The organism is Acinetobacter sp. FY683, assembly GCF_059515885.1.
On sequence record NZ_JCAKNA010000024.1, the window covers coordinates 1 to 22310 of the forward strand.

Genomic DNA, 22310 nt, shown 5'->3' on the forward strand with positions numbered 1-22310 from the left:
GCATGCGGTGATTCCACCTAGAAAAAATGCGAAACCATGGAAAGATACAAAGAGTAGCTCGCTAGAGCGAAATGAATTACTTCGAACAATTAAACGTTTAGGCAGGACACTATGGAAAAAATGGTCAGGCTATCATCGGCGAAGTTTGGTTGAAACTAAGATGCATTGCATCAAATTATTAGGAGATAAACTCAGTGCAAGGAGTTTTGATAGCCAAGTGAATGAGATCCATGCACGTGTAGCAGTCCTTAACAGATTTACGGAATTAGGTCGACCACTTACCCAAGTTACGCCTTAAATTTGGCTCAATTAGGTGCGCTTTGCATTTCAAATCTTTGTGCAACAAAGCCCTTATGACTTTATTTTTACAGCTATGGATTGGTTGGATATTGGATATAGGAAATCAAGGTAAGGAACATGCAGATAAATACTTAACATCAGAAAATTATAAAACGGTCATACTTGTCTCTAAGCAAAGGGTTGATGGTGTTTTTGTATCAAAAGTAAAAAATGGCTATCTTTTTGTTCTGAAAGGAGAAAATGGTAATAATAAAAAAGCTTCTTTTATTTCAGACAGCGCCATTTTAAGGATAGATTAAATCTAAACTTGCCTTTTATATAAACCTTATGTAACTCTAATATAGGAATATTGAGGCTTTTCTATGGAAAATACTGGAATTTGGGTTGTAGTTATCATTGTTGTTTTTGTTTTAGGATCAATTTTTGGTTTGCGTGTAAGCCCTCGCGAAAAAGCTTTAGGGATAATGCGTGATAAAGCAAGAAAGATGGGGCTACATCCTCGATTAGTGGCAGCACCTGAGTGGACTAAAATTCCTATGGCATCGGAAAATCGTGCCAGTATGGTTGCGTACTACAGTATTTTATTACCAGAGGCTAGACTTCCATTAATGCGTGCACGAATTGTAGATCAGCAGTTTGATCTTGTGCATGGGGATGAAAAATTTAAACAATTTCCCATTGCATTAAAAGGTATTTATGCTATTGATATGCAAGCTAACTGTGTAGGACTATATTGGGATGAAGAATCCGATTTAAGAGCCACTCAGTTAGAAGATATGAAAGCATTACTAATCTCATTGGCTGAATTTTAATTTATACCCATATAAACAGGAATAACGGTTCATTATGGCGAACGCTCCTCGATCCACATCCAAAAGCACCACAGCTAAATCTTCAGAAGCTGGGAAAAAACGTGCGCTCGTGATTGTGGAGTCGCCTGCAAAAGCGAAAACAATCAATAAGTATTTGGGCTCAGAATACATTGTAAAATCATCAGTTGGTCACGTTCGTGATTTGCCAACAGGTGGTTCAGCGAAGTCGACAGAAAAAAAACCTACAACACGTACAAAATTAACCGATGCGGAGAAAGCTGAAAAAGCTCAAAATGCATTAATTAAGCGTATGGGTGTCGATCCTGAACATGACTGGAAAGCGCAATATGAAGTATTGCCTGGTAAAGAACATGTTGTTGCAGAACTTAAAAAACTGGCATCGCAAGTCGATGAAGTCTATCTCGCAACGGATATGGATAGAGAAGGGGAAGCAATTGCTTGGCATTTAAAAGAAGTGATTGGTGGAGACGATTCACGTTACCAACGTGTTGTTTTCAACGAAATTACAAAAAATGCAATTCAAGAAGCTTTTAAACATCCTTCTCGCCTAGATACAGACAAAGTAAATGCACAACAAGCACGTCGTTTCTTAGACCGCATAGTTGGTTTTATGATTTCGCCATTACTTTGGGAAAAAATTGCCCGTGGTTTATCGGCAGGTCGTGTGCAATCGGTTGCAGCAAAACTTGTTGTAGAACGTGAACGTGAAATTCGTGCATTTGTTCCTGAAGAATATTGGCAAGTATTTGCAGATACTCAATCGCAAAAAGATAACATTCGTTTAGAAGCGGTGAAGCAAGGTGGTAAAACCTTAAAACTGCAAAATAAAGCACAAACAGATGCTTTATTAAAAATTTTAAATGATGCTGAATATAAAGTTTCAACACGTGAAGATAAGCCAACTAAGGTAAATCCTAGTGCGCCATATATCACGTCTACACTTCAGCAAGCGGCAAGCACACGTTTAGGTTTTTCTGTGAAGAAAACCATGACCATGGCGCAGCGTTTGTATGAAGCAGGTTTCATTACCTACATGCGTACGGATTCAACATTCTTAAGTGATGATGCCGTAAACATGGTTCGTACACATATTGAAGCTGAATATGGTGAGAAATATCTTCCTGCGAAGCCAAATAAGTATGGCAATAAAGCAGGTGCACAAGAAGCCCATGAAGCCATTCGTCCATCGAATGTTGCTTTAAAAGGTGATCAGCTTGCAGGTGTAGACCGAGATGCTCAACGTCTTTATGACTTGATTTGGCGTCAATTTGTTGCGTGTCAAATGACACCAGCACAATACTTGTCATCGACAATTTTAGTAGATGCAAATGGCGTAGAACTTAAAGCAAAAGGTCGCACTTTAGTATTTGATGGTTTTACCAAAGTTCGTGGTCAAAACAAATCTGATGATGATGTGTTATTACCTGCGGTGAAAGTGGGTGAAGTACTTAAACTTGAGAAGTTAGATCCATCTCAACACTTCACAAAACCACCTGCACGCTTTACAGAAGCATCACTGGTAAAAGAACTTGAGAAAAAAGGTATTGGTCGTCCTTCGACTTATGCTGCCATTATTTCGACGATTCAAGATCGTGGTTATGTAAAAATTGATAATCGTCGTCTTTTTGCCGAAAAGATGGGTGAAATCGTGACGGATCGTCTCGATGAAAACTTCAATAACTTAATGAATTATGCGTTTACCGCAGATTTAGAAAGTCAGCTCGATAAAGTTGCCGATGGTGATCGTAACTGGAAAGAGCTTTTAAACAGTTTCTATGGTGATTTTAAAAAACGTTTAACTACAGCTCAGGGCGAAAACGGTATGCGCCGTAATCAACCTGTAGAGGTTGAAGCGGTTCATTGTAAAGAATGTGATCGTCCAATGCAGATTCGTACAGGTACAACTGGCGTATTCTTAGGATGTTCAGGTTATAACTTGCCACCAAAAGAACGCTGTAAAGGTACGTTTAACTTAACGCCAGTAGAATCGCTTGCAGCATTGTCTGATGATGATACAGCGGAAACAGCTGACTTAATGTCTAAAAAGCGTTGTCCAATTTGCGAAACAGCAATGGATAGTTACGTGATCGATGGTGGTCGTAAATTACATGTTTGTGGTAATAATCCAGACTGTAATGGTTATGAACTTGAAGAAGGTGAGTTCAAAATCAAAGGTTACGATGGTCCAACTATTCCATGTGATAAATGTGAAGGCGAAATGCAATTGAAGACAGGTCGTTTTGGACCATACTTCGCTTGTACGAGCTGCGACAATACGCGTAAAGTCTTAAAGAGTGGTCAACCTGCGCCTCCACGTGTAGATCCGATTAAAATGGAACATATACGTTCTACAAAGCATGATGATTTCTTTGTATTGCGTGATGGTGCGGCAGGTTTGTTCTTAGCTGCAAGTAAGTTCCCTAAAGTGCGTGAAACCCGTGCACCTAAGGTTGCTGAACTTCGTAGTGTTGCAGAACAACTTGATCCGAAATATCAATTTATTTTGCAAGCGCCAGATGTTGATCCTGAAGGGAATCCAACATTGGTGAAATTTAGTCGTAAAAACCAAGCACAATATATTGGTTCTGAAACGCCTGAAGGTAAGCAAACGAAGTGGAGTTTAGTTTACCAAGATGGTAAATGGGCTGAAGCTTAAAGTACTAAATTGTTAGAAAAATGCTCACATCTGTGGGCATTTTTTATGCCTACATATATAGGAGATGGTGAATTTTTGTGAACATATTACTGCTAAAATTATGTGAAAGTTATAAAACTTTAATTGAGTAAAGTTTGAATTTTATGAATAATGAAAATGAGCCAACCATAAATAGGAAGAAAATATGAGAACAGTTGGAAATGACTTAGTGCGTCATCAATTACATGAAAATTATAAATGGTATATAGCACTTGGAATACTTTTAATTATTTTTGCTTCTGTACTTTTAGTTTCACTACCATTTGCAACGCTGTCTGTCGTTTTCCTGTTTGGCGTTTTAATGATGATAGGTGGAGCACTTCATTTAATTGCAGCATTTAAAATGTTTGATGGCTTGTTTCGTTGGCTTTGGGCATTATTTGGTATTTTATATTTTGTTGCTGGTTATTATGCATTTACCACACCTGTATCCACCGCAATTGTTTTAACAAATATATTGGCAATTTTTTTAATTATTGCTGGAGTGATTCGTATATTTAATGCATTTATCCTAAGAGCATTTAATGGTTGGGGTTGGACATGTGTATCGGGTATTTTAACGCTTGTTGCGGGTATTGTAATTTTACAATCGGCGGAAGCTCCATTTTGGGTGTTAGGCTTATTCTTAGCACTAGATATTTTATTTCAAGGCATTAACTATTTAAATTTAGCTACTTACATTCGTAAGAAAGTGCCTAAAAGTTCAGCAGATTAATTTTTAATATATAAATACAAAATTAAAAAAATGCTGATTTGGGTCAGCATTTTTTATGTCTGTTTAAAAGTGACTTTGTGGATATTGTCCATTTTATCCACAAAGTCACTTTTTATTGTGGGTAAGTTTTCTTCTCATTGAGAAAAACTTTTAGGGTTTAACAGTGTAGCGGCTTGAGATTGCAATTCTATTCCATGTATTAATGACAATGGCTAACCATTCAATAGCACTCATTTGTGCATCGGTCAAAAAGGGCAAGGCATCTTCATAAATGGCATCATCTACTTGTCCTTCAGAGACTAGGGTGATTGCTTCTATTAGACTTAATGCTGCGCGTTCTTGCTCATTAAAATATTCAGTTTCTGACCAAGCATTGAGTAAAGTAATACGGTCAATACTTTCACCTGCTTTTAAGGCATCTTGAGTGTGTAGGCGAATGCAAAAAGCACACTGATTGATTTGTGATGCACGAAGTTTTAATAGATGCGCAAAACCATGATGAATTCCAGCTTCATCTATTTTTTGCATTGCGAGTTGGTCAAGCTCAATCACTTTTTTATAAAGGTCAGGGTTGGATTGACCTAAATTAATTCGTTTCATTGCCATTTATCATCTTGATGTATTTCAGATAGTATGAAGCATCAACCATATTCATTAAAGTTTTTTTGGTCTATGCAGATAATAAAAAGTGTTGTTCTTGCACCCGACTCATTTAAAGAAAGTATTACTGCAGAACACGCATGTATGGCAATGCAACGAGGCATTCAACAGGTATTTCCCCAAGTAAAATGTATTCACGTTCCTATGGCAGATGGCGGTGAAGGAACTGTAGATGTACTTATTCATACGCTGAATGGGCAGAAGGTGTTTTGTGAAGTTCAAGGGCCATTGCCACATCAAAAAATTCCAACGTATTTGGGTTTGGTTGATGATGGTCAAACTGCCATTATGGAAATGGCAAAAGCCAATGGCATAGATTTATTACAGCGAGAAGAACGAAATCCGTGGCTTACAAGTACTTTTGGTACAGGTCAGATGATTCGCCAAGCTTTAGATTTAGGTGTGAGTAAAATTATTATTGGTTTGGGTGGTAGTGTAACCAATGATGGTGGAAGTGGCATGGCACAAGCTTTGGGTGCGAGGTTTTTAGATCAATTGGGTGATGAAATTCAGGCTTGTGGTGGATCACTCAATCAAATTTCAAAGATTGATTTAACTCAGCTTGATGCTCGCTTAAAAGATGTTGAAATTTTAATTGCATCAGATGTGAATAATCCTTTGTGTGGGGTAAATGGAGCATCTTATGTATTTTCTCCACAAAAGGGTGCTACAGCTGAAATGGTGAAGCAGTTAGATGCAAACCTTCAATATTATGCAAAGCTTGTAGAAAGTACTTTAAATATTGATGTTCAGAATATTGCAGGCGCAGGTGCAGCAGGTGGTTTAGGTTTTGGCCTAATGGCATTTGCCAAGGCTAAAATGAAATCGGGTGCACAACTTATTATTCAGCAAACAAAATTAGCTGAAAAAATTGCCGAAGCAGATTATGTATTTACAGGTGAAGGCAGTATCGATTTTCAAACGAAATTTGGGAAAACACCATGGGCTGTGGCGCAAGTTGCGAAAAAATTGAATAAGCCTGTAATCGCATTTGCAGGAAAAGTTGGTGATGATATTGAGTCATTATTTGACGAGGGTTTTACGCAAATTATTTCGATTAATGAACCAAATTGTGACTTGGAAATTGCTTTGAAAAATGCAGAGAAGAATTTAGAGAAGGCAGTTGGTATCACTTTGAAAAATATTGTTTAAATATCATTTTATTAAGTTTTAATGAGGCTTTTTCAGTAATATTTAAATCATCTTAAATTGAATGGATTCTTTGTTACTTTGAAGGCAAAGTAACCAAACCCTTTGTTATTCAGATGATACGTCCATGCATCACTGAATAACGGCTGCATCCATGCAGCCATCACGAAATCAATCGAGCGTGATTTTTCTATTAAGCTTTATAAGGAGAGCTCTGCTAAACTATCTCTTCAATACGTACGATGAGACACCATGAGTTTAGCTAGCCTAATTGATGAATTAAATCCACAACAGAAACAAGCTGCGACAACAGAGTCAAAGCATAGTCTAGTTTTGGCAGGGGCTGGCTGTGGTAAAACCAAAACAATTGTAGCGCGCGCAGCATATTTAATTGATCAAGGCGTACCTGCAAATCAAATTCAAATTTTGACTTTTACCCGTCGCTCTGCAAGTGAAATCGTGGCACGTGTGGAACTTGCTTTAGGCGAACAAGCAAAAGGCTTAAGAGCATCTACTTTTCATACGTTTTGCATGTATTTATTGCGCCGTATTCCTAAAGCATTTGGTTTAGAGCAGTTTTCGATTATTGACCGTGATGATCAGCTCATGATGTTTCGCTTAATACGCGGAAAAGATGATAAGAAAAATCCAAATCAATTACCTAAGCCACAAGAACTTTGTGATTTGTATTCTTTTGCACGAAATACGCGTCAAAAACTCAGTCTTGCTTTAGAAAAACAATATCCTGAACATATTGTTTTTAAAGATCAAATTGCAGAAATCATGAAAGAATACGAAACACGAAAACGTGCGCGTAGCTTTTTAGATTATGACGATATATTGGCAATTGTTGCGAAAGCTTTAGATGAGTCAGAGGGTTTAGTCGATTATGTTTCTTCAATTTGTCGCCACATGTTGGTCGATGAAATGCAAGATACAAATCCTTTGCAATGGGCGCTTTTAGAACCGTTAAAAGAAAAAGTAAGCCTATTTTGTGTGGGTGATGATGCACAATCGATTTACGGTTTCCGTGGTGCGGACTTTGAGAATATTCATCATTTTAAAGACCGTGTGCCCGATGCTAAAATCCATAAATTAGAAAAAAATTACCGTTCAACGCAAGAAATTTTAGACCTTTCAAATTGGTTATTAGATCAAAGTGAAATTAAATACGATAAGCGTTTAGAAGCATATCGAGGAGAAGGCGTTAAGCCAAAACTTCACATTTTTCCAAATGAATTTGATGAAGCAAAATGGATTGCTGTTGATATCAAAGAACGTCATTTTTTAGAAGGAAAACCGTGGAAAGATCACATGGTTTTGGTGCGTTCTAGTTTTGCTGCTCGTCATATTGAAGCAGTATGTATTGCTTCTAATGTGCCGTATCGTTTTATTGGTGGTATGAAGCTTCTTGAAACAGCACATGTAAAAGATTTAGTGAGTTTGCTACGTGTTATTGCAAATCCATTGGATGATATTGCATGGATGCGTTTTCTTACTTTGTGGAATGGTGTGGGTGATGTTGGCGCAAGTCGTTTGGCACAGCAATTACTAGTTGAACCTGAATTTGACAAAATTTTTGAAAAACTAGAAGGTTTTGGGCGTATTCCTGAAAAAACTTTACTCATGATGAAGCAAATGAATGTGCTCCGTGGTGAAGTGAAAGAATGTGTAAGTTTGGGTGTTCAGGCACTTGAAGATCAGTTGGCAGAAAACTATAAAAAAGATTGGAATCGTCGCCAAGGTGATTTTGAACTTGTGAAGCAATTAGCATCTAAACATGATCAACTGAGTGAGTTTTTAGAAGCCTATGTACTCGATCCTGTTTCAATTTCTGAAATTGAACGTCAGTCAGATACGGATGTTGTCACGCTTATTACAATTCACTCTGCAAAAGGTACAGAACAAAAAGTTTGTTATGTGGCAAATGTGACAGCAGGGCAATATCCTCATGCACGTGCACAAGGAAACTTTGATGATGTCGAAGAGGAGCGCCGTGTTCTTTATGTGGCTTTAACGCGAGCACAAAATGAGTTGATTTTAACAAAACAAAATCTGAACTTATGGGCTAAAGATATGATTGATGAGCAAGGTCGTAAAGTGGAAAGTTATTTCTTAAATGATCTAACACGTAATTTATGTACTATGGAAACTCACCATAAACCCCGTCAACAAACTGTAAAAACAGCACTCATTGAACGTCAGTCGATTAATTTAGATTTTGGCATCGATCTCGATTAAACTATCTAGTTATTGAGATGCAAAAAGTAGAGTAGGCGAGTGCTTTTTGATGATTTTTGCCTATTTTAAGGTTGTAAGATGAAAATTTTAGTTCGTAATTTAGAGCGTACGGTAACAGAAGCTGAGGTATTGGCATTGTTTAAGCCTTTTGGCACCGTAGATACTTGTACATTGGTTCTAGATGCTGAAACAGGTAAATCAAAAGGTTTTGCATTTGTTGAAATGCCAAATGGTCGTGAAGCTGTAAAAGCAATTAAAGCATTGAATACATTACGTGTTCATGGTGCAGGTATTCGTGTTAAAGCATCAGACGAAAAACCGAAAGCTGAATAAGTGTGAAATATTAAAAAGGGGCTTTAATGCTCCTTTTTTATTGCCTAATTAAATGAATTGAAATGGATTATATGTAAATTTCATTGTGATTTATTTAAAATTACGTTTAATCTAGGTGAGGACAAAAACGCCAAAATTTAGGAATAAACACCATGTCACGTGTTGCTCGCTTTCATGCAGATCGTACAAATCAAAAGCTTTATTTTGCACGTCTTTCGTGTCAACAGTCAGAGCAAACCGAGCATGTTCAACAGGCTCAAGCATATCGTGAAGCTGCGGTATTTCATTTACATGGTGCCGTTCTCGCATTTTTACAGGAGCTAGTGCGCTATTATCGGTTAACAGATGGTAATCCGACTTTAAAGTCAATTGAAGAACATATGGCAGCTAAAGGGCAAGTTTCACCTGAAATTAGTATTTTGCAAAAATTAGCAAAAGATGGTTTTATTGCGGAGCTTAAGCGAGCATATCGTATGTGCCAATATACACCAGAACCAAGTGCGCCAGAGCCAGAAGAAGAAACATCTTCAAATTTGATTATTAAAGTCACTCAAACACCACAAGCATGGTTACCAGATACTGCAATTTTAAGAGAATGGCATCGAGACATTACTCAACTCATTGATGGTTTTCGTAATGAAATGGTTGAATTCTAGTTTAAAATTTAATGCTTGAATTTACCAAACTTGACCTTATATAAACTAATTCAAACAATGCAAAGTACATCAGTATCTTTGTCACCATGTTGAACATGGAGGATATATGTCGATAGAACAGTTGAAAGAATTATTTGGTAGTAATGAAGCAATTTTAGAACTTGTTCAACTTGAAGGTGGTGAATTAGCATTACGTAATGCAGGTTCGGAAGATCCTTTGGTTAAAATTCAATTTAATGAAGAAATTCGTGCTCTATTAGGTGAGCAAATGCCTGTTGTTGCACAACACATGATACAGGCTGCTTTATTTGCTTTAATGGAAAAGCAAGTGAATGAGTTTGAAGCCGAAGTTGTAGATGAAAAACCAAAATACATGAGTTAAATGTCGATTTATAAAAAAGCACACTATTAAGTGCGCTTTTTTATAATTTTAAAAATTTTATGGCGATATCATCATTGAGCCAGCGAAGACAAACGCAACACCAATAAGCTGAAGGAGAAATGGATTTTTTGCTTCTTGCCAATATAAAATTAAAAATACAATCGAAATAGGGTAAAACAAGAAACAGCCTAAACCCCATAAAATACTATTTTTAAATGCTGCAATTAAAAAACCAATACCGCCAATAATGATAATTGCGATACCTAAATAAATAAGTAGCATATTTCCCCCCTTCTTTAAGTTAAAGATAGTATTTGAAATAATTAAATTTTTTGAGATAAGCTTTATAAGGGGATTATAGGTTTTATCTTGTTTATTTATAAAGCAATATTTGTATTTAAGGCATATAAAAAGGGCTAATCGAAAGATTAGCCCTTTTTATGATTCTTGTTAGTGTGATGACGTTTGGTGATGTGCAATTTCGATTTGATGCAAAATATGATGGGTCATATTTTTTGCCATTTCTTCTTTTGCAAAATAGACCTCACCAATATTATCTTTTCGAATAACATCAGCTTCAGCTTTGCTTTCAGCACAGACTAAAACTTGAATTTGAGGATTTAATGTTTTTGCAATATCGACAATTTTGTGAATATCTAAAATATCCATTGGTGATAGCACTAAAAGTCGAGCATGTTGAATATGGGCTTGAATAAGTACGCTTGGTTCAGTTGCTAAACCACAAACTGCTGCAATGTCTTTTTCACGTAAGTTTTCTACAATTTCCCGATTTTCTTCAGCAATAACTACTTTAATATTTTTTTCCATTAAAGTTTTTGTAATTCTACGACCAACATCACCATGACCAACAATAACCACCTGATCGCGTAAATAATCTTGTGAGACCTCATCTGGCAGCATAGCTAATGGGTCACCACTACGTTCAAGCAAACGTGCTAAATGCGAGCGATTACGTATCCAATTTTGAATAGGTTCTATTGCAGAGAAAATAAATGAGTTTAAAGTGATAGAAATTAAAGCACCTGCCAAAATTAAATTTTGACCCTCAAGCGAGAGTAATTTTAATGACACCCCTAAGGTTGCTAAAATAAATGAGAACTCACCAATTTGGGCAAGTGAGGCGCCAACAGTTAAAGCGGTATTTAGTGGATATCTGAAGAAAAGTACTAATGCCATAGCTGCAATAGTCTTACCAATCATAATAATACCAACAACACCTAAAACGTGAATGGGTTGTTCAACTAAAATTCTTGGGTCAAACAACATTCCAACAGCAACGAAAAATAAAATTGAAAAAATTTCACGAAGCGGGAGTGTTTCAGCTTCAGCACGTTGACTAAAGTCAGACTCTTTTACCACCATACCAGCAAAGAAAGCGCCTAACGCCATTGAAACACCAAATACTTTATAAGCACCAAATGCAATGGAAACGGCAGCGGCAACAACAGTTAAGGTAAATAATTCACGAGAGCCTAAACGAGCAACCACTTGCATAATCATAGGTACAAGTCGTTTACCAATAATTAGCATAAAGGCAATAAAACCAACCACTTTAAGTAGGGTGATACCTAAGGTAAGCCAGATATTTTCATTCCCCGTTGTACTTGATAGAGCTTGTCCACCAAGTAAAACAGCTGTAGCTGGTAGAAGTACCAAAACTAAGACCATGACAAGGTCTTCAACTAAAAGCCAGCCGACAGCAATTTTTCCGTTCACGGAATTTAGTAAACCACGGTCACCTAAGGCTTTAAGTAAAACAACTGTACTTGCACAAGATAAACTTAAGCCAAATACCAATGCAGAACCGAAACTCCACCCCCAAAGCATGGAAATACCAATACCAAGTAAGGTTGCAACAGTAATTTGTAGAATAGCGCCAGGCAAAGCAATACGACGGACTTGTATTAAATCTTTTAAAGAAAAATGCATACCCACGCCAAACATTAGGAACATTACCCCAAGTTCGGCAAGCTGATTCGCAAGATGTAGATCGCCCACAACTCCTGGGGTGTTTGGGCTAATAATAATGCCGGCAATTAAATAACCGATAAGAGGAGGGAGGCGTAAACGTGCAGCAATATACCCAAAGATTAAGGCAACACTAAATCCAACGGCAAGTAATATTATCAGTTCTACATCATGTGGCACTAAAAACTCCCTAAGTTATAGTTAAGGTTAAGATACATAAGCACAAAGAATGCCAAAAAAATTATGATCAAAGTGTAACAAGTCGCATAAAAAAAATGCAAAAAAAACGACCAAGAAGGTCGTTTTTTTTCAAAAAACTAAAATTATTTAATTTTAGCTTCTTTGAAGATCACGTGTTGACGGATTTTTGGATCAAATTTTTTGATTTCCATTTTTTCCGGCATAGTACGTTTGTTCTTAGTGGTAGTGTAGAAATAACCTGTACCAGCAGAAGAAACTAGACGAATTTTATCACGCATTGTCGTAACTCCTTAGATCTTTTGACCTTGAGCACGTAGGTCAGCAACAACCTTTTCGATACCCAATTTGTCGATAATACGCATACCCTTAGTAGTTAGACGAAGACGTACGAAACGTTTTTCGCTTTCTAACCAGAAACGGTGGTGGTGCAGGTTCGGCTCGAACCGGCGCTTAGTTTTGTTGTTGGCGTGTGAGACGTTGTTACCAACGACTGGACGCTTGCCGGTAACTTGGCAAACCTTAGACATGGTGTAACTCCATTGATTTAGCCAACAGCAAATCTGTATGGCCAGTCAAAAATAAACGGATTGAATTCATTCAAGGGGCGTTTTATACCAAAAATACGCTTAAAAGACAAGCGATTTAAGATAAAACTAAACATGATGCTGTTCAATAGCTCATGCCTTGATCAGTTATCGAAGAAGAGTCTTCGAAATGAGTCGATGAATCGGCTTGTCAAACGGTGGGAGAATGAATTTCAAGCTATACAGCTTGGGATTAGACATCATAGACCGTTCATGAGACAAACTGAAAAAACCTTCAGGACCGTGATACTTGCCCATACCTGAAGCACCTACGCCACCAAATGGTAAGTCGTCTTGTGCAACATGGGTTAAAACAGTATTTAATCCGAAGTGACCTGAATGTGTGCGTTGCGCGATATAATCGGCACGCGCCTGATCAAAGTCGAAATAGTATAATGCAAGTGGACGCGGACGGCTATTAATAAACTCAATTACATCGTCTATTTGATCATATTCCATAATCGGAAGAATAGGACCAAAGATCTCATTTTTCATGATTTCCATCTTAGAAGTCACGCCAGTTAAGATTGTTGGTACAATTTTACGATTTAAACTGACATCTTCACTTTGTGGATTTATTTCAATAATTTTTGCACCAAGTGCTTTTGCATTTTCCAAATAACCTTGCAAGCGATGATATTGTTTGTTGTTTACTATAGATGTGTAATCAAGGTTATTTAAAATACTTGGGTACATTTCGAAAACATAAGTTTCAAAATGTTCAATAAATTCTGCTGTTTTACCTTTTGGCAAGAACATATAGTCTGGAGCAACGCAGGTTTGTCCTGAATTCCATAACTTACCGACAGCAACACGTTGGGCAACATCTTTCATGTTACTTGATGAATGTACAATAGTTGGTGACTTTCCACCAAGTTCTAAAATAACAGGAACTAAATTTTCTGAAGCAGCAGCCATAATCGTTTTACCGACAGTGGTGGAGCCTGTAAAAATAATTTTATCGAATGCAAGGTGACAAAATAAATCGGAGATAACACCGCCACCATTTACTACGGAAACTAATTCTTGAGGAAATGCTTCAGCAATAGCTTGTTCTAAGACACGACCAAAATGAGCGGATGCACTCGAAATTTTAATCATTGCATGATTGCCAGCAGCCAATGCACAAATAAGAGGACCAACAGAAAGTAATAAAGGATAATTCCAAGGTGCAATAATACCAATAACACCTAAAGGCTGATATTCGACCCATGCTTTTGCTGGTTGATGAATGATGCCTACATGGCGTTTAGATGGTTTCATCCAAGAGCTTAGGTTTTTGCTATAATATTTGATATGCTCTAAGCAAGTGAGAAGCTCACCAATTTTGGTTTCGCTGATCGAGCGATTGCCATAGTCTTGATTAATTGCATCTGCAAATTGGTCTTGGTATTTCACCAAAACACGTTTTAAACGAGCAAGTCGGTCTATACGTTCCTTAGCCGTAGGAACTGGATAGCGTTGATAAGCAACTTTTTGTGCCGACAAAATCTCATTTAAACGGGTTTCATCAAATGATTGTGCGGTCACGGTTTTATTTTTTGTTTGACTGTTCATGGCAAATTACATTTAATAAAAGCGATTAATTTAATTTTTAGAGTATTTACTCTAAACAGTCAAGACACTTTATGTTAGTTTGCTAACATTTTATACAGAATGGTTATGTCAGGATGTCTCAATCAAAAACGGTGAAAACCAAAGAGCGTATTTTACAGCTAAGTTTACAGCTGTTTAACGAGCGTGGTGAGCGTTCGGTAACAACAAATCATATTGCAGCAGAGCTGAATATGAGTCCTGGTAATTTGTACTATCACTTTCGTAATAAAAGCGAAATTATTAAAGAGTTGATGGAGCAATATCAGTCAGAAACTCTTGAAATGCTTGCTTTACCAGACGACCGTGTATTAGACGCAAATGATAAAATTCGCTATGTCCAAGTGCTAAGTAGCCAATTATGGGCATACCGTTTTTTACATCGTGATGTTTATCATTTGGTTGAAAATAACGAAGATTATAGAAAAATGTATCCTCGTTTTGCAGGTCAAGTGATGCAGCAAGGACAAAAAGTTTATAAAGCTTTTGTAAATGCTGGCTTAATGGAAATGACTGACTCTGAAATTGAAGCATTAACCATCAATTTATGGATTGTTTTGACCAATTGGACTAATTTCTTATATATGTCGGGTCATATTAAAGACTCAAATACATTAGAAGAAAAATGGGTGTGGCAAGCTTTACGTCAAATGGTCTTCCTTGAAGGTGCTTATTTACGTGGAGAAAGTCGTAATACGTATGAGAGATTATTAGAATCTTTAGGTTCTTCTGAGTTATTTGAAAGTCTTTCATCTGCAAAAAAAGTAGATAGTGAATAATTCTATTTTGTCTGCATGCGAAAAGCGTTAGAATACTCGGCTTATTTTAATTTACTGATTAGCGATATAAACCAACATGAATATGACGACTGCCAACACAGCACGTTTATTAATTACCTGCGAAGATAAACCAGGAATTGTGCAAGCCGTTTCTAGCTTTTTGTATCATCAAGGAGCAAATATTACAGCTCTAGATCAATATGCTACAGCGGCTCAGGGCGGGCGTTACTTTATGCGTGTTGAGTTTGAGTTAGATAACTTACAAACTCGTAAAGAAAACTTAACTCAAACTTTTGCATCAAATGTTGCTGAACGCTATGAAATGCAATGGCGTTTGGCTTTAGTAAGCGACGTGAAAAAAGTCGGTATTTTGGTTTCGAAAGTAGACCATGCCTTACTTGAGCTTTTATGGCGTCATGCACGTGGTGGTTTACCATGTGAAATTACTAAAGTTGTTTCAAACCATGAAACTTTACGTGAATCTGTAGAAAACTTTGGTATTCCATTTGAAGTAGTGCCTGTAAATAAAGAAAATAAGCGCGAAGCTTATGCTCAAATTGATGAGTTGATGCAAGGTAATGACTTACTTGTGCTTGCTCGTTATATGCAAATTTTAGATGAAGAGTTTGTACAAAAGTGGGAAATGAAGGTTATTAATATTCACCATTCATTCTTACCTGCTTTTGTGGGTGCAAATCCTTACAAACAAGCACATGAGAAAGGTGTGAAGCTCATTGGTGCGACTGCACATTATGTAACAGCAGATTTAGACCAAGGTCCAATTATTGAACAAGATGTTGAACGTGTAAATCATGACTTTACAGTCGATCAACTTCGTGAACTTGGTCAAGATGTAGAACGTAATGTATTGGCACGTGCAGTGAAGTGGCATTTGGAAGACAGAATTATTGTGGATGGCAATAAGACTGTTGTATTCCAATAGATCTTTATTTGATCGTGATAAAAAGGCATACTTAAAGTATGCCTTTTTTATTGGAGATCTGAATTGTCAGTTAAAAAAACCAATAAAAAAGTAATAAAAAGAGACAAATTAAATGTTGCAAATGAAAACACTTCTCATTTATCATTGTGCCACTTTAATTGTACAAACCGATAAGTTTAATTGCGGAGTTATTAATGATGCAGTTTTCTTTTGAAGGTAACAGAATTTAATGACTCAATCTGCTGCTCCTATGATGCCTGAACAGAATCCGATGAAAAAGAAAGTCGTTATTGCTTTAACTGCTGTAATTGTCGGACACATGAGTGTGATGTTTGCATTGAGTCATATGAAGACTTTAGAAATAAAGCCAAATGAAACAAAACCAATGAGCGTTCGTTTTGTCACTATTGCAGATGAACCTGTTGTAGAACCTAAGCCAGTTGTTCAACCACCAAAACCTGAACCTAAAGTTGTGGTAGAACCTATTGTAAAACCAAAGGTTATTGCACAAAAGAAACAAGTTACTGAAAAGAAAGTTCAGCCTGTAGAAGATGTAGTAGATAAGAAGAAACTTGAGCAAGACCGTTTAGATAAGTTAAAGCAACAAGAACAAATAGAACAGCAAAAACGTCTAGAACAGCAACAGCGTGAACAACAGCAACGTGAGCAAGCAGAACGTGATCGACTTGCAAATGAGCAACGTGAAAATCAACGTCGTCAGCAAGAATTAAATACACCGAAAAAATTGAACATTGGTCAAATTTCTTGGTCACGCTCACCAAAACCAGTTTACACAAACAAAGATTTACAAGGCTCTAATCGCATTGTTATCGTTTCTATTGAAGCGGATGCAAAGGGCAGTATTACAAACGTAAGAGTTATCAAATCAAGTGGTCTTAGTGCCCTTGATGAAAAAATTGTACGCGCTGTAAAAGGTGCAAAATTCAAACCATATAGAGAAAATGGTGTTGCATATCCGTTTAAAGCGGATCAACCATTTGAACTTACATTGAATTCTAACGGCTAACATTTATCAGGAGTTCGAGTATGAACTTTTCAGTTTATTGGCAACATGCAGATGCGGTTAGTAAAACACTTTATTTTGTGTTGCTCATCATGTCTATTACAACGTGGACTGTTCTTATTTTACGTATAATGGGAACTCGCCAACTTAAACAAGTTGCTTATGCTCAACTTTCTAAAGCTATTCAAGCACTGAAAAATAAGCTTTCACCTTTATCATTTGAACAACGTAAAGCGGTTGCTGAACAAGCACTTCTTCGTCAAATATCTGCTGAAAAATCATCTGCAGAAAAAGGCATTGCAGTATTAGGAACAATTGCTTCACTTGCACCATTTGTGGGTTTATTTGGTACGGTTTGGGGTATTTTCCATGCGCTCGTTGCTGTAGGTAAAAGTGGTCAAGCAGGTTTAGCACAAGTTGCTACACCAGTGGGTGAAGCATTGATTATGACTGGTTTTGGTTTGGCAGTTGCTATTCCAGCCGTGATTGCTTACAACATTTGCATGCGATTCAACAAAACGTTAAACAACGAATTGCAAGATCATGCGCATAGCTTATTAATTGACACTATGTTGCTACAAGATTCATCAACACAAAAAGTTGAAACGAATGCAACAGAAAAAGGTCTAGTTGGAGGTCAAGCTTAATGGCTTTTCAATTGGGTGAAGACAACGACAGCGGTATGAATGAGATGAATCTCATTCCACTTATCGACATTATGTTGGTATTGATGATCATCTTTTTGGTGACTGCAACTGTTGCCAACCCATCAATTCCATTAACCTTGCCACAAACGACTGCTGAAATCCAAGAGCAACCACCCAAAGCAATTACTGTGAGTATTAATGCGAATGGTGACGTTGCTTGGGACGATAAAGTTGTGACTTTAGATGAGTTAGAAACTCGTTTTAATGAAGCAGGTCAGCAAGCGCAAAAACCAACTGTACAATTACGTGCAGATAAAGAATCTAAATACGATACTGTTGCACAAGTAATGTCACGTGCGAGTGAAGCCGGACTCAGTGATATTGCTTTTGTAAGCGAAAAATAAAATTTAGAAATTTCTTCCCTAAAAAGCGATCTATTTAGATCGCTTTTTTTATGACGAAGGTTTTAACGTTTACGGAATTGATCTGGGGTTAAGTTCATCCAACGCTTAAACATGTTAATAAAAGCAGATGCATTGGCATAGCCTAAATCTAAAGCAATACTTTCGATCTTTTTACCTTCATTAAGCATAGACATTGCTTTTAAAACTTTAAGTCTTTGCCTCCATTCATTTAATGACATTCCCAACTCTTTTTGACTTAGGCGAGCAAGTGTTCGCTCTGTCATATTACTGATTTGAGCTAGTTGTTGTAATGAGCTATGGTCAGATGGATTTTGATGTAAATAATCTAAAATTTGTTTTAAACCTAAATGGTTTGAATGTGGCAAATATGTGCTAATAAGTTCTGCATCAATTAATTGATCGAGAAGAACATAAAGTAAGCGCGTATGTGCAGGATCATCAATATTTTTCGGATGACCTTTAAGTTGGTGTAATAAAGCGCTAACAAGAGGGGAGGTCAGCATAATCCCTGCTTGCTTAGGTAATTTCTCACAAAGAGTTTCGTGAATGTATAAAGTGCCGTGAGAAACTTCAGTTCTATTTAAGCCACTATGTTGCAAATTTGGGGGTAACCAAATGCCATAGGGTGGAGGGGTAATATAGTCAATATTTGCAATATTCACCTCCATAATGCCTTTAAAAGCATAAACAAACTCGCCCCAAGCATGTCCATGCACTGGGTAAATCGATTGAGCAGGGTCTTCTCGAAAGTTAATCCAGAGTGGCGCAATGATGTGATCATTGGTTTGTAGTTGCTTAAAGTGGATCACATCATCGTAACGGTTTTTACCCATGTGAAAATTGCCTGAATAAGATGATAGTTTGTCTGTTTTTGATTATATATTTTATTTAGGACATTACTATAGTGTGCTTTCTTGTTGTAATTGAGTAACCGTTGTGGAATTGCGTAAGTCGCTAGATGCACAGGCATCTGGCTTAATGATTATATTGTGTGTTGTTTGGGGGATTCAGCAAGTTGTACTTAAAATTGCAGCAGCTGATATTTCTCCGATCATGCAAATTGCTATTCGATCGGGACTATCGGCAATTTTGGTTTTTCCATTAATTAAGTTACAGCAAGGAACTCATTTATATTCCAAAGAATATTTAATTCCTGGAATTTGGTTAGCATTTTTATTTTCAGCAGAATTTGTTTTTGTGGCTGAGGCTTTACGCTTTACTTCGGCATCTCATACCGTTGTATTGCTATATACAGCACCAATTTTTGTGGCTTTAGGATTACATTGGAAGCTACCATCAGAGCGGTTATCTGTAATACAGTGGGGTGGTATTTTTATTGCATTTTCAGGTATTGTTTTATCCTTTGTTGGGCGTGAACAGCAGTCAGGTGTAGATTTACAGCAAGTTTTGTTTGGTGATGCTTTGGCTTTATGTGCGGGAATTATGTGGGCATTGACGACTATTTCGCTGCGTTTAACAAAATTGGGTGATGCTCATCCGACTCAAACACTTTTTTATCAGTTAGTAGGTGGTTGTGTTTTTTTATTGCCTGTTGCTTATTTGACGGGGCAAACAGCAATTCAATGGACAATACTTACATTCAGTAGTTTGGCATTTCATGTATTTATTATGTCATTCTTTAGTTTGTTACTTTGGTTTTGGTTGCTCAGAAAGTATTTAGCAAATGGTTTGGGTGTTTTTTCCTTTTTGACGCCTATTTTTGGTATGGTCTTTGGTGTTGTGCTTTTAAATGAGACGGTTGAAACCAATTTTATTTTAGGTACGTTGCTTGTTATGGCGGGTGTTTTTGTTGTGACATTACACCAATGGATTAAACGAACTTTAAATTTCCCTAAATTTCTTAGATAAACTTTTAATGAATACTGTAAATAAATATACATGGCTGGGTTTTAGTTCAATTTTAATTTGGGCAAGTTTGGTCGCAGTTGTAAAACTAATCACGGAACAAGTGACACCTGTTTCAGGTATCGCCATGATTTACAGTTTTAGTGCTTTTTGTATTTTAATATTTGGGAAAATGCCATCGCTCAAAGAAATACCTAAAGCATATTTATATGGTTGTGGTTTTTTATTCATTAGCTATGAAATTTTGTTTCTTATTTCTATTGCTTTATCGCATAACCATGAGCAGGTTTTAATTATTGCGATGATTAACTACTTATGGCCTCCTATTACCATTCTATTTTCAATTTTTGCAAAGCAATTAAATTTTAATAACTTTGTTTTTGTTGGATTTATTTTAGCAGTTGTCGGCTTATTGCTTGTGGTGAATCCACGGATATTAGAAATTACACAGTTTATTCATGTCTTGGAACAAAACCCTAAAGCCTATTTCTTTGCATTTTTAGGTGCAATTTTATGGCCTTGTTATAGTGTTTTAACCAAAAAATATGCACAAGGCTACAATGCAGTTCCTTTATTTTTTGTACTTACGGCAGTGTCCTTGTGGGTTTTACACTTTGCATTGAATGAATCATTTATTATGCCAAGCTTGAATTTGTGGATGGTCATTGCTGTTGTTGGAAGTCTAATTGGTATTGCATATAGCAACTGGAATCAGAGTTTACAATTTGGAAATATTCAGTTGTTAATTTTGGCAACTTATTTTATGCCAATATTATCTTCACTGATGTCTATGCTTATTTTAGGGGTGATTCCTTCATTTGCCTTTTGGATTGGTACGGCACTGGTCACTGTGGGGGCACTTATTTGTTGGAAATGTACCTTTGCAAATATTGAAAGTGAACACTGATCGAAAGAAAGCCCTTTATTAAGGGCTTTCTTATTTTGAATAGGCAGTTTTTATTTTGCTTCAAATATCTTTGAAAGTGGGATAGATAGTTTTGCAGATAAATAATCATCTGCTTCAATAAGAGCAGGCCCTATTTTTTCCATCCATTCATCACTTTTAAAAACATCATCGATGTCGTTTTTGTGCGGCAAAGAATAAGGCAGGTTGCTATAAAAGCTCCAAAAGTCGACTTGAGATAAGTTTCTGACCAGTACAAATTTGTCATCGTCAGTGCGCTTAATTAGATTTTGTTTTTCTAACATAAGAATATAAGACGGTAAGCGTCCAATTTCATCACGTCCTAAAACTTCTAAAGCCTCATGCTCACTTACAGATTTTCCAAACTTTTGCTTTTGATAGAACAGTTCGAGTAAATCTAAAAGCATAAGTAAAGGATGTCGTTTTTGATCTTTCCCAGAATTGAATGCAGTGAGTGCGTAGCTAATTTCAACACCAAGTAAAACAATATTCCACGACAGGAAAATCCACAAAAGAAAAATAGGAATAGCAGCAAAAGCACCATAAATAATTTGATAACTCGTAAAGTTCGACATGGTGTAGCCGAATAAATTTTTAAGTAATTCAAATACAATGGCACTAAATAAACCTGCAATAAATGCAGCTTTTATTGGGACATTACGGTTGGGAATAGTCCAATTTAATATAAAGAAACCTAAAATAGATAAAGAAAAAGAAATAGACCATAAGATAAATGAGCCATCTAATTCATAGCCTGCAAAGTTATTACTTAATACACTCATCGAAGCGAGCGTGGAAGAAACAACGAAGGCACTACCGAGTAAAATAGGACCTAAAGAAATAATGGTCCAATAGCGCATAAACCCTAAAATACCACCACGTGTCTCTTTCACTCGCCAAATACGGTTAAACACAGTTTCAATGCTTGTTAACATCATGACTGTGGTAAAAAATAAGAAGAGCACACCAATAATGGTGAGATTGCTCGATTTTTCGGTAAAGGCACTTAATGCTTTGTCGAATGCAATAGTCGTATTGGGTAAAAAATTGCTATAAATAAGCTGTTGTAATTGTTGCCTAGCAGGTTCTAATGCCTTGATTGAGGAAATAATAACAAGGAACACCGTCAGCATAGGAACGACTGCAAATAATGTGGTGTAGGTAAGCGATCCTGCTTGTTCACGGCAACGATCTGCTTCAAAGCGTCGTAATACAAATAAAATAAATTGAAACCACGTTTTTTCATAAAAAGGTAATTTTTTAAAATACTCAATGATCATGCTTTAGTAATCTCAATTGTTTTTAATGGTATTTCACAACTTTCTTTCATAAGCTTACCCAAAATAAGATAAAAATACCGTATAGTTTTC

25 protein-coding genes are annotated in these 22310 nt (G+C 36.7%); 17 read left to right on the forward strand and 8 right to left on the reverse strand.

The annotated features are described in order from the left end of the window. The 5 genes from AC5YDH_RS11575 to AC5YDH_RS11595 all read left to right on the forward strand — a co-directional run. Positions 1–298, forward strand: a 298-nt coding sequence (locus AC5YDH_RS11575) for a transposase (RefSeq protein WP_279043810.1), incomplete at its 5' end; no start/stop codon positions are given. 55 nt (positions 299–353) lie between these two features. Further along, positions 354–599: a hypothetical protein gene (locus AC5YDH_RS11580; RefSeq protein ID WP_496119680.1), complete on the forward strand. Its 246-nt coding sequence runs from the start codon at positions 354–356 to the stop codon at positions 597–599. A gap of 63 nt (positions 600–662) precedes the next feature. Then, positions 663–1112: an ammonium transporter gene (locus AC5YDH_RS11585; RefSeq protein ID WP_496119682.1), complete on the forward strand. Its 450-nt coding sequence runs from the start codon at positions 663–665 to the stop codon at positions 1110–1112. A 34-nt stretch (positions 1113–1146) separates the two neighbouring features. Then, positions 1147–3789 (forward strand): type I DNA topoisomerase, encoded by a 2643-nt coding sequence (gene topA / locus AC5YDH_RS11590; protein ID WP_496119683.1) that lies wholly within the window; start codon positions 1147–1149, stop codon positions 3787–3789. 184 nt (positions 3790–3973) lie between these two features. Continuing rightward, the gene (locus tag AC5YDH_RS11595; RefSeq protein WP_496119685.1) at positions 3974–4543 is read left to right on the forward strand and encodes an HdeD family acid-resistance protein; all 570 of its coding nucleotides are present in this window, start codon (positions 3974–3976) and stop codon (positions 4541–4543) included. A gap of 150 nt (positions 4544–4693) precedes the next feature. On the opposite strand, the gene AC5YDH_RS11600 is transcribed toward AC5YDH_RS11595, so the two are convergent. Beyond that, positions 4694–5143, reverse strand: a complete 450-nt coding sequence (locus tag AC5YDH_RS11600) for a carboxymuconolactone decarboxylase family protein (RefSeq protein ID WP_496119687.1) — start codon at positions 5141–5143, stop codon at positions 4694–4696. An 81-nt stretch (positions 5144–5224) separates the two neighbouring features. Here AC5YDH_RS11600 and AC5YDH_RS11605 point away from each other — a divergent pair, with 81 nt between their 5' ends. From AC5YDH_RS11605 to AC5YDH_RS11625, 5 genes are all read left to right on the forward strand, one after another. After that, entirely contained in the window at positions 5225–6355 is a 1131-nt protein-coding gene (locus AC5YDH_RS11605) for a glycerate kinase family protein (protein ID WP_496119756.1), read from the forward strand. Positions 6356–6604: 249 nt separating this feature from the next. Beyond that, positions 6605–8593 carry an ATP-dependent helicase gene (locus AC5YDH_RS11610; protein WP_496119689.1) on the forward strand — a complete coding sequence of 663 codons (1989 nt, stop codon included), beginning with the start codon at positions 6605–6607 and terminating at the stop codon, positions 8591–8593. Positions 8594–8671: 78 nt separating this feature from the next. Then, a complete protein-coding gene (locus AC5YDH_RS11615) occupies positions 8672–8926 on the forward strand; it encodes an RNA recognition motif domain-containing protein (protein WP_496119691.1) in 255 nt (84 codons plus the stop codon). A gap of 152 nt (positions 8927–9078) precedes the next feature. Then, positions 9079–9582, forward strand: coding sequence for a DUF6586 family protein (locus tag AC5YDH_RS11620; RefSeq protein ID WP_496119692.1), 504 nt, complete (start codon positions 9079–9081; stop codon positions 9580–9582). Positions 9583–9688: 106 nt separating this feature from the next. Then, positions 9689–9964: a hypothetical protein gene (locus tag AC5YDH_RS11625; protein ID WP_496119693.1), complete on the forward strand. Its 276-nt coding sequence runs from the start codon at positions 9689–9691 to the stop codon at positions 9962–9964. A gap of 57 nt (positions 9965–10021) precedes the next feature. On the opposite strand, the gene AC5YDH_RS11630 is transcribed toward AC5YDH_RS11625, so the two are convergent. The 5 genes from AC5YDH_RS11630 to AC5YDH_RS11650 all read right to left on the reverse strand — a co-directional run bounded on the left by AC5YDH_RS11630 (position 10022) and on the right by AC5YDH_RS11650 (position 14295). Then, the gene (locus tag AC5YDH_RS11630) at positions 10022–10246 is read right to left on the reverse strand and encodes a hypothetical protein (protein ID WP_496119695.1); all 225 of its coding nucleotides are present in this window, start codon (positions 10244–10246) and stop codon (positions 10022–10024) included. 168 nt (positions 10247–10414) lie between these two features. Then, on the reverse strand, positions 10415–12133 hold the full coding sequence (locus tag AC5YDH_RS11635; protein ID WP_496119697.1) for a cation:proton antiporter: 1719 nt from the start codon (positions 12131–12133) through the stop codon (positions 10415–10417). Between the two features lie 143 nt (positions 12134–12276). Next, positions 12277–12432: a 50S ribosomal protein L33 gene (gene rpmG, locus AC5YDH_RS11640; protein ID WP_001205031.1), complete on the reverse strand. Its 156-nt coding sequence runs from the start codon at positions 12430–12432 to the stop codon at positions 12277–12279. A 12-nt stretch (positions 12433–12444) separates the two neighbouring features. Further along, positions 12445–12681: a 50S ribosomal protein L28 gene (rpmB, locus tag AC5YDH_RS11645; RefSeq protein ID WP_000048256.1), complete on the reverse strand. Its 237-nt coding sequence runs from the start codon at positions 12679–12681 to the stop codon at positions 12445–12447. Between the two features lie 165 nt (positions 12682–12846). Then, complete coding sequence (locus tag AC5YDH_RS11650) at positions 12847–14295, reverse strand: coniferyl aldehyde dehydrogenase (protein WP_496119706.1); 1449 nt, start codon at positions 14293–14295, stop codon at positions 12847–12849. 113 nt (positions 14296–14408) lie between these two features. Here AC5YDH_RS11650 and AC5YDH_RS11655 point away from each other — a divergent pair, with 113 nt between their 5' ends. From AC5YDH_RS11655 to AC5YDH_RS11675, 5 genes are all read left to right on the forward strand, one after another. Next, a complete protein-coding gene (locus AC5YDH_RS11655; RefSeq protein ID WP_496119708.1) occupies positions 14409–15110 on the forward strand; it encodes a TetR/AcrR family transcriptional regulator in 702 nt (233 codons plus the stop codon). Positions 15111–15186: 76 nt separating this feature from the next. After that, positions 15187–16053 (forward strand): formyltetrahydrofolate deformylase, encoded by an 867-nt coding sequence (purU, locus tag AC5YDH_RS11660; protein ID WP_496119709.1) that lies wholly within the window; start codon positions 15187–15189, stop codon positions 16051–16053. Positions 16054–16282: 229 nt separating this feature from the next. Beyond that, complete coding sequence (locus tag AC5YDH_RS11665; protein WP_496119711.1) at positions 16283–17080, forward strand: energy transducer TonB; 798 nt, start codon at positions 16283–16285, stop codon at positions 17078–17080. Between the two features lie 20 nt (positions 17081–17100). Further along, complete coding sequence (locus tag AC5YDH_RS11670) at positions 17101–17724, forward strand: MotA/TolQ/ExbB proton channel family protein (protein ID WP_496119713.1); 624 nt, start codon at positions 17101–17103, stop codon at positions 17722–17724. Further along, positions 17724–18128: an ExbD/TolR family protein gene (locus AC5YDH_RS11675; RefSeq protein ID WP_496119715.1), complete on the forward strand. Its 405-nt coding sequence runs from the start codon at positions 17724–17726 to the stop codon at positions 18126–18128. The genes AC5YDH_RS11670 and AC5YDH_RS11675 overlap by 1 nt, the downstream gene beginning before the upstream one ends. 62 nt (positions 18129–18190) lie before the next feature. Here the strand turns inward: AC5YDH_RS11675 and AC5YDH_RS11680 are convergent, their stop codons facing one another. Next, on the reverse strand, positions 18191–18982 hold the full coding sequence (locus AC5YDH_RS11680) for a helix-turn-helix domain-containing protein (RefSeq protein WP_496119717.1): 792 nt from the start codon (positions 18980–18982) through the stop codon (positions 18191–18193). Between the two features lie 103 nt (positions 18983–19085). On the opposite strand from AC5YDH_RS11680, the gene AC5YDH_RS11685 reads away from it, so the two are divergent. Next, positions 19086–20018, forward strand: a complete 933-nt coding sequence (locus AC5YDH_RS11685) for a DMT family transporter (protein WP_496119719.1) — start codon at positions 19086–19088, stop codon at positions 20016–20018. 7 nt (positions 20019–20025) lie between these two features. Then, entirely contained in the window at positions 20026–20922 is an 897-nt protein-coding gene (gene yddG, locus AC5YDH_RS11690; RefSeq protein ID WP_496119721.1) for an aromatic amino acid DMT transporter YddG, read from the forward strand. A gap of 50 nt (positions 20923–20972) precedes the next feature. Here yddG and AC5YDH_RS11695 read toward each other — a convergent pair whose 3' ends face one another. Further along, a complete protein-coding gene (locus AC5YDH_RS11695; protein ID WP_496119723.1) occupies positions 20973–22220 on the reverse strand; it encodes a YihY family inner membrane protein in 1248 nt (415 codons plus the stop codon). Positions 22221–22310 lie beyond the last annotated feature (90 nt).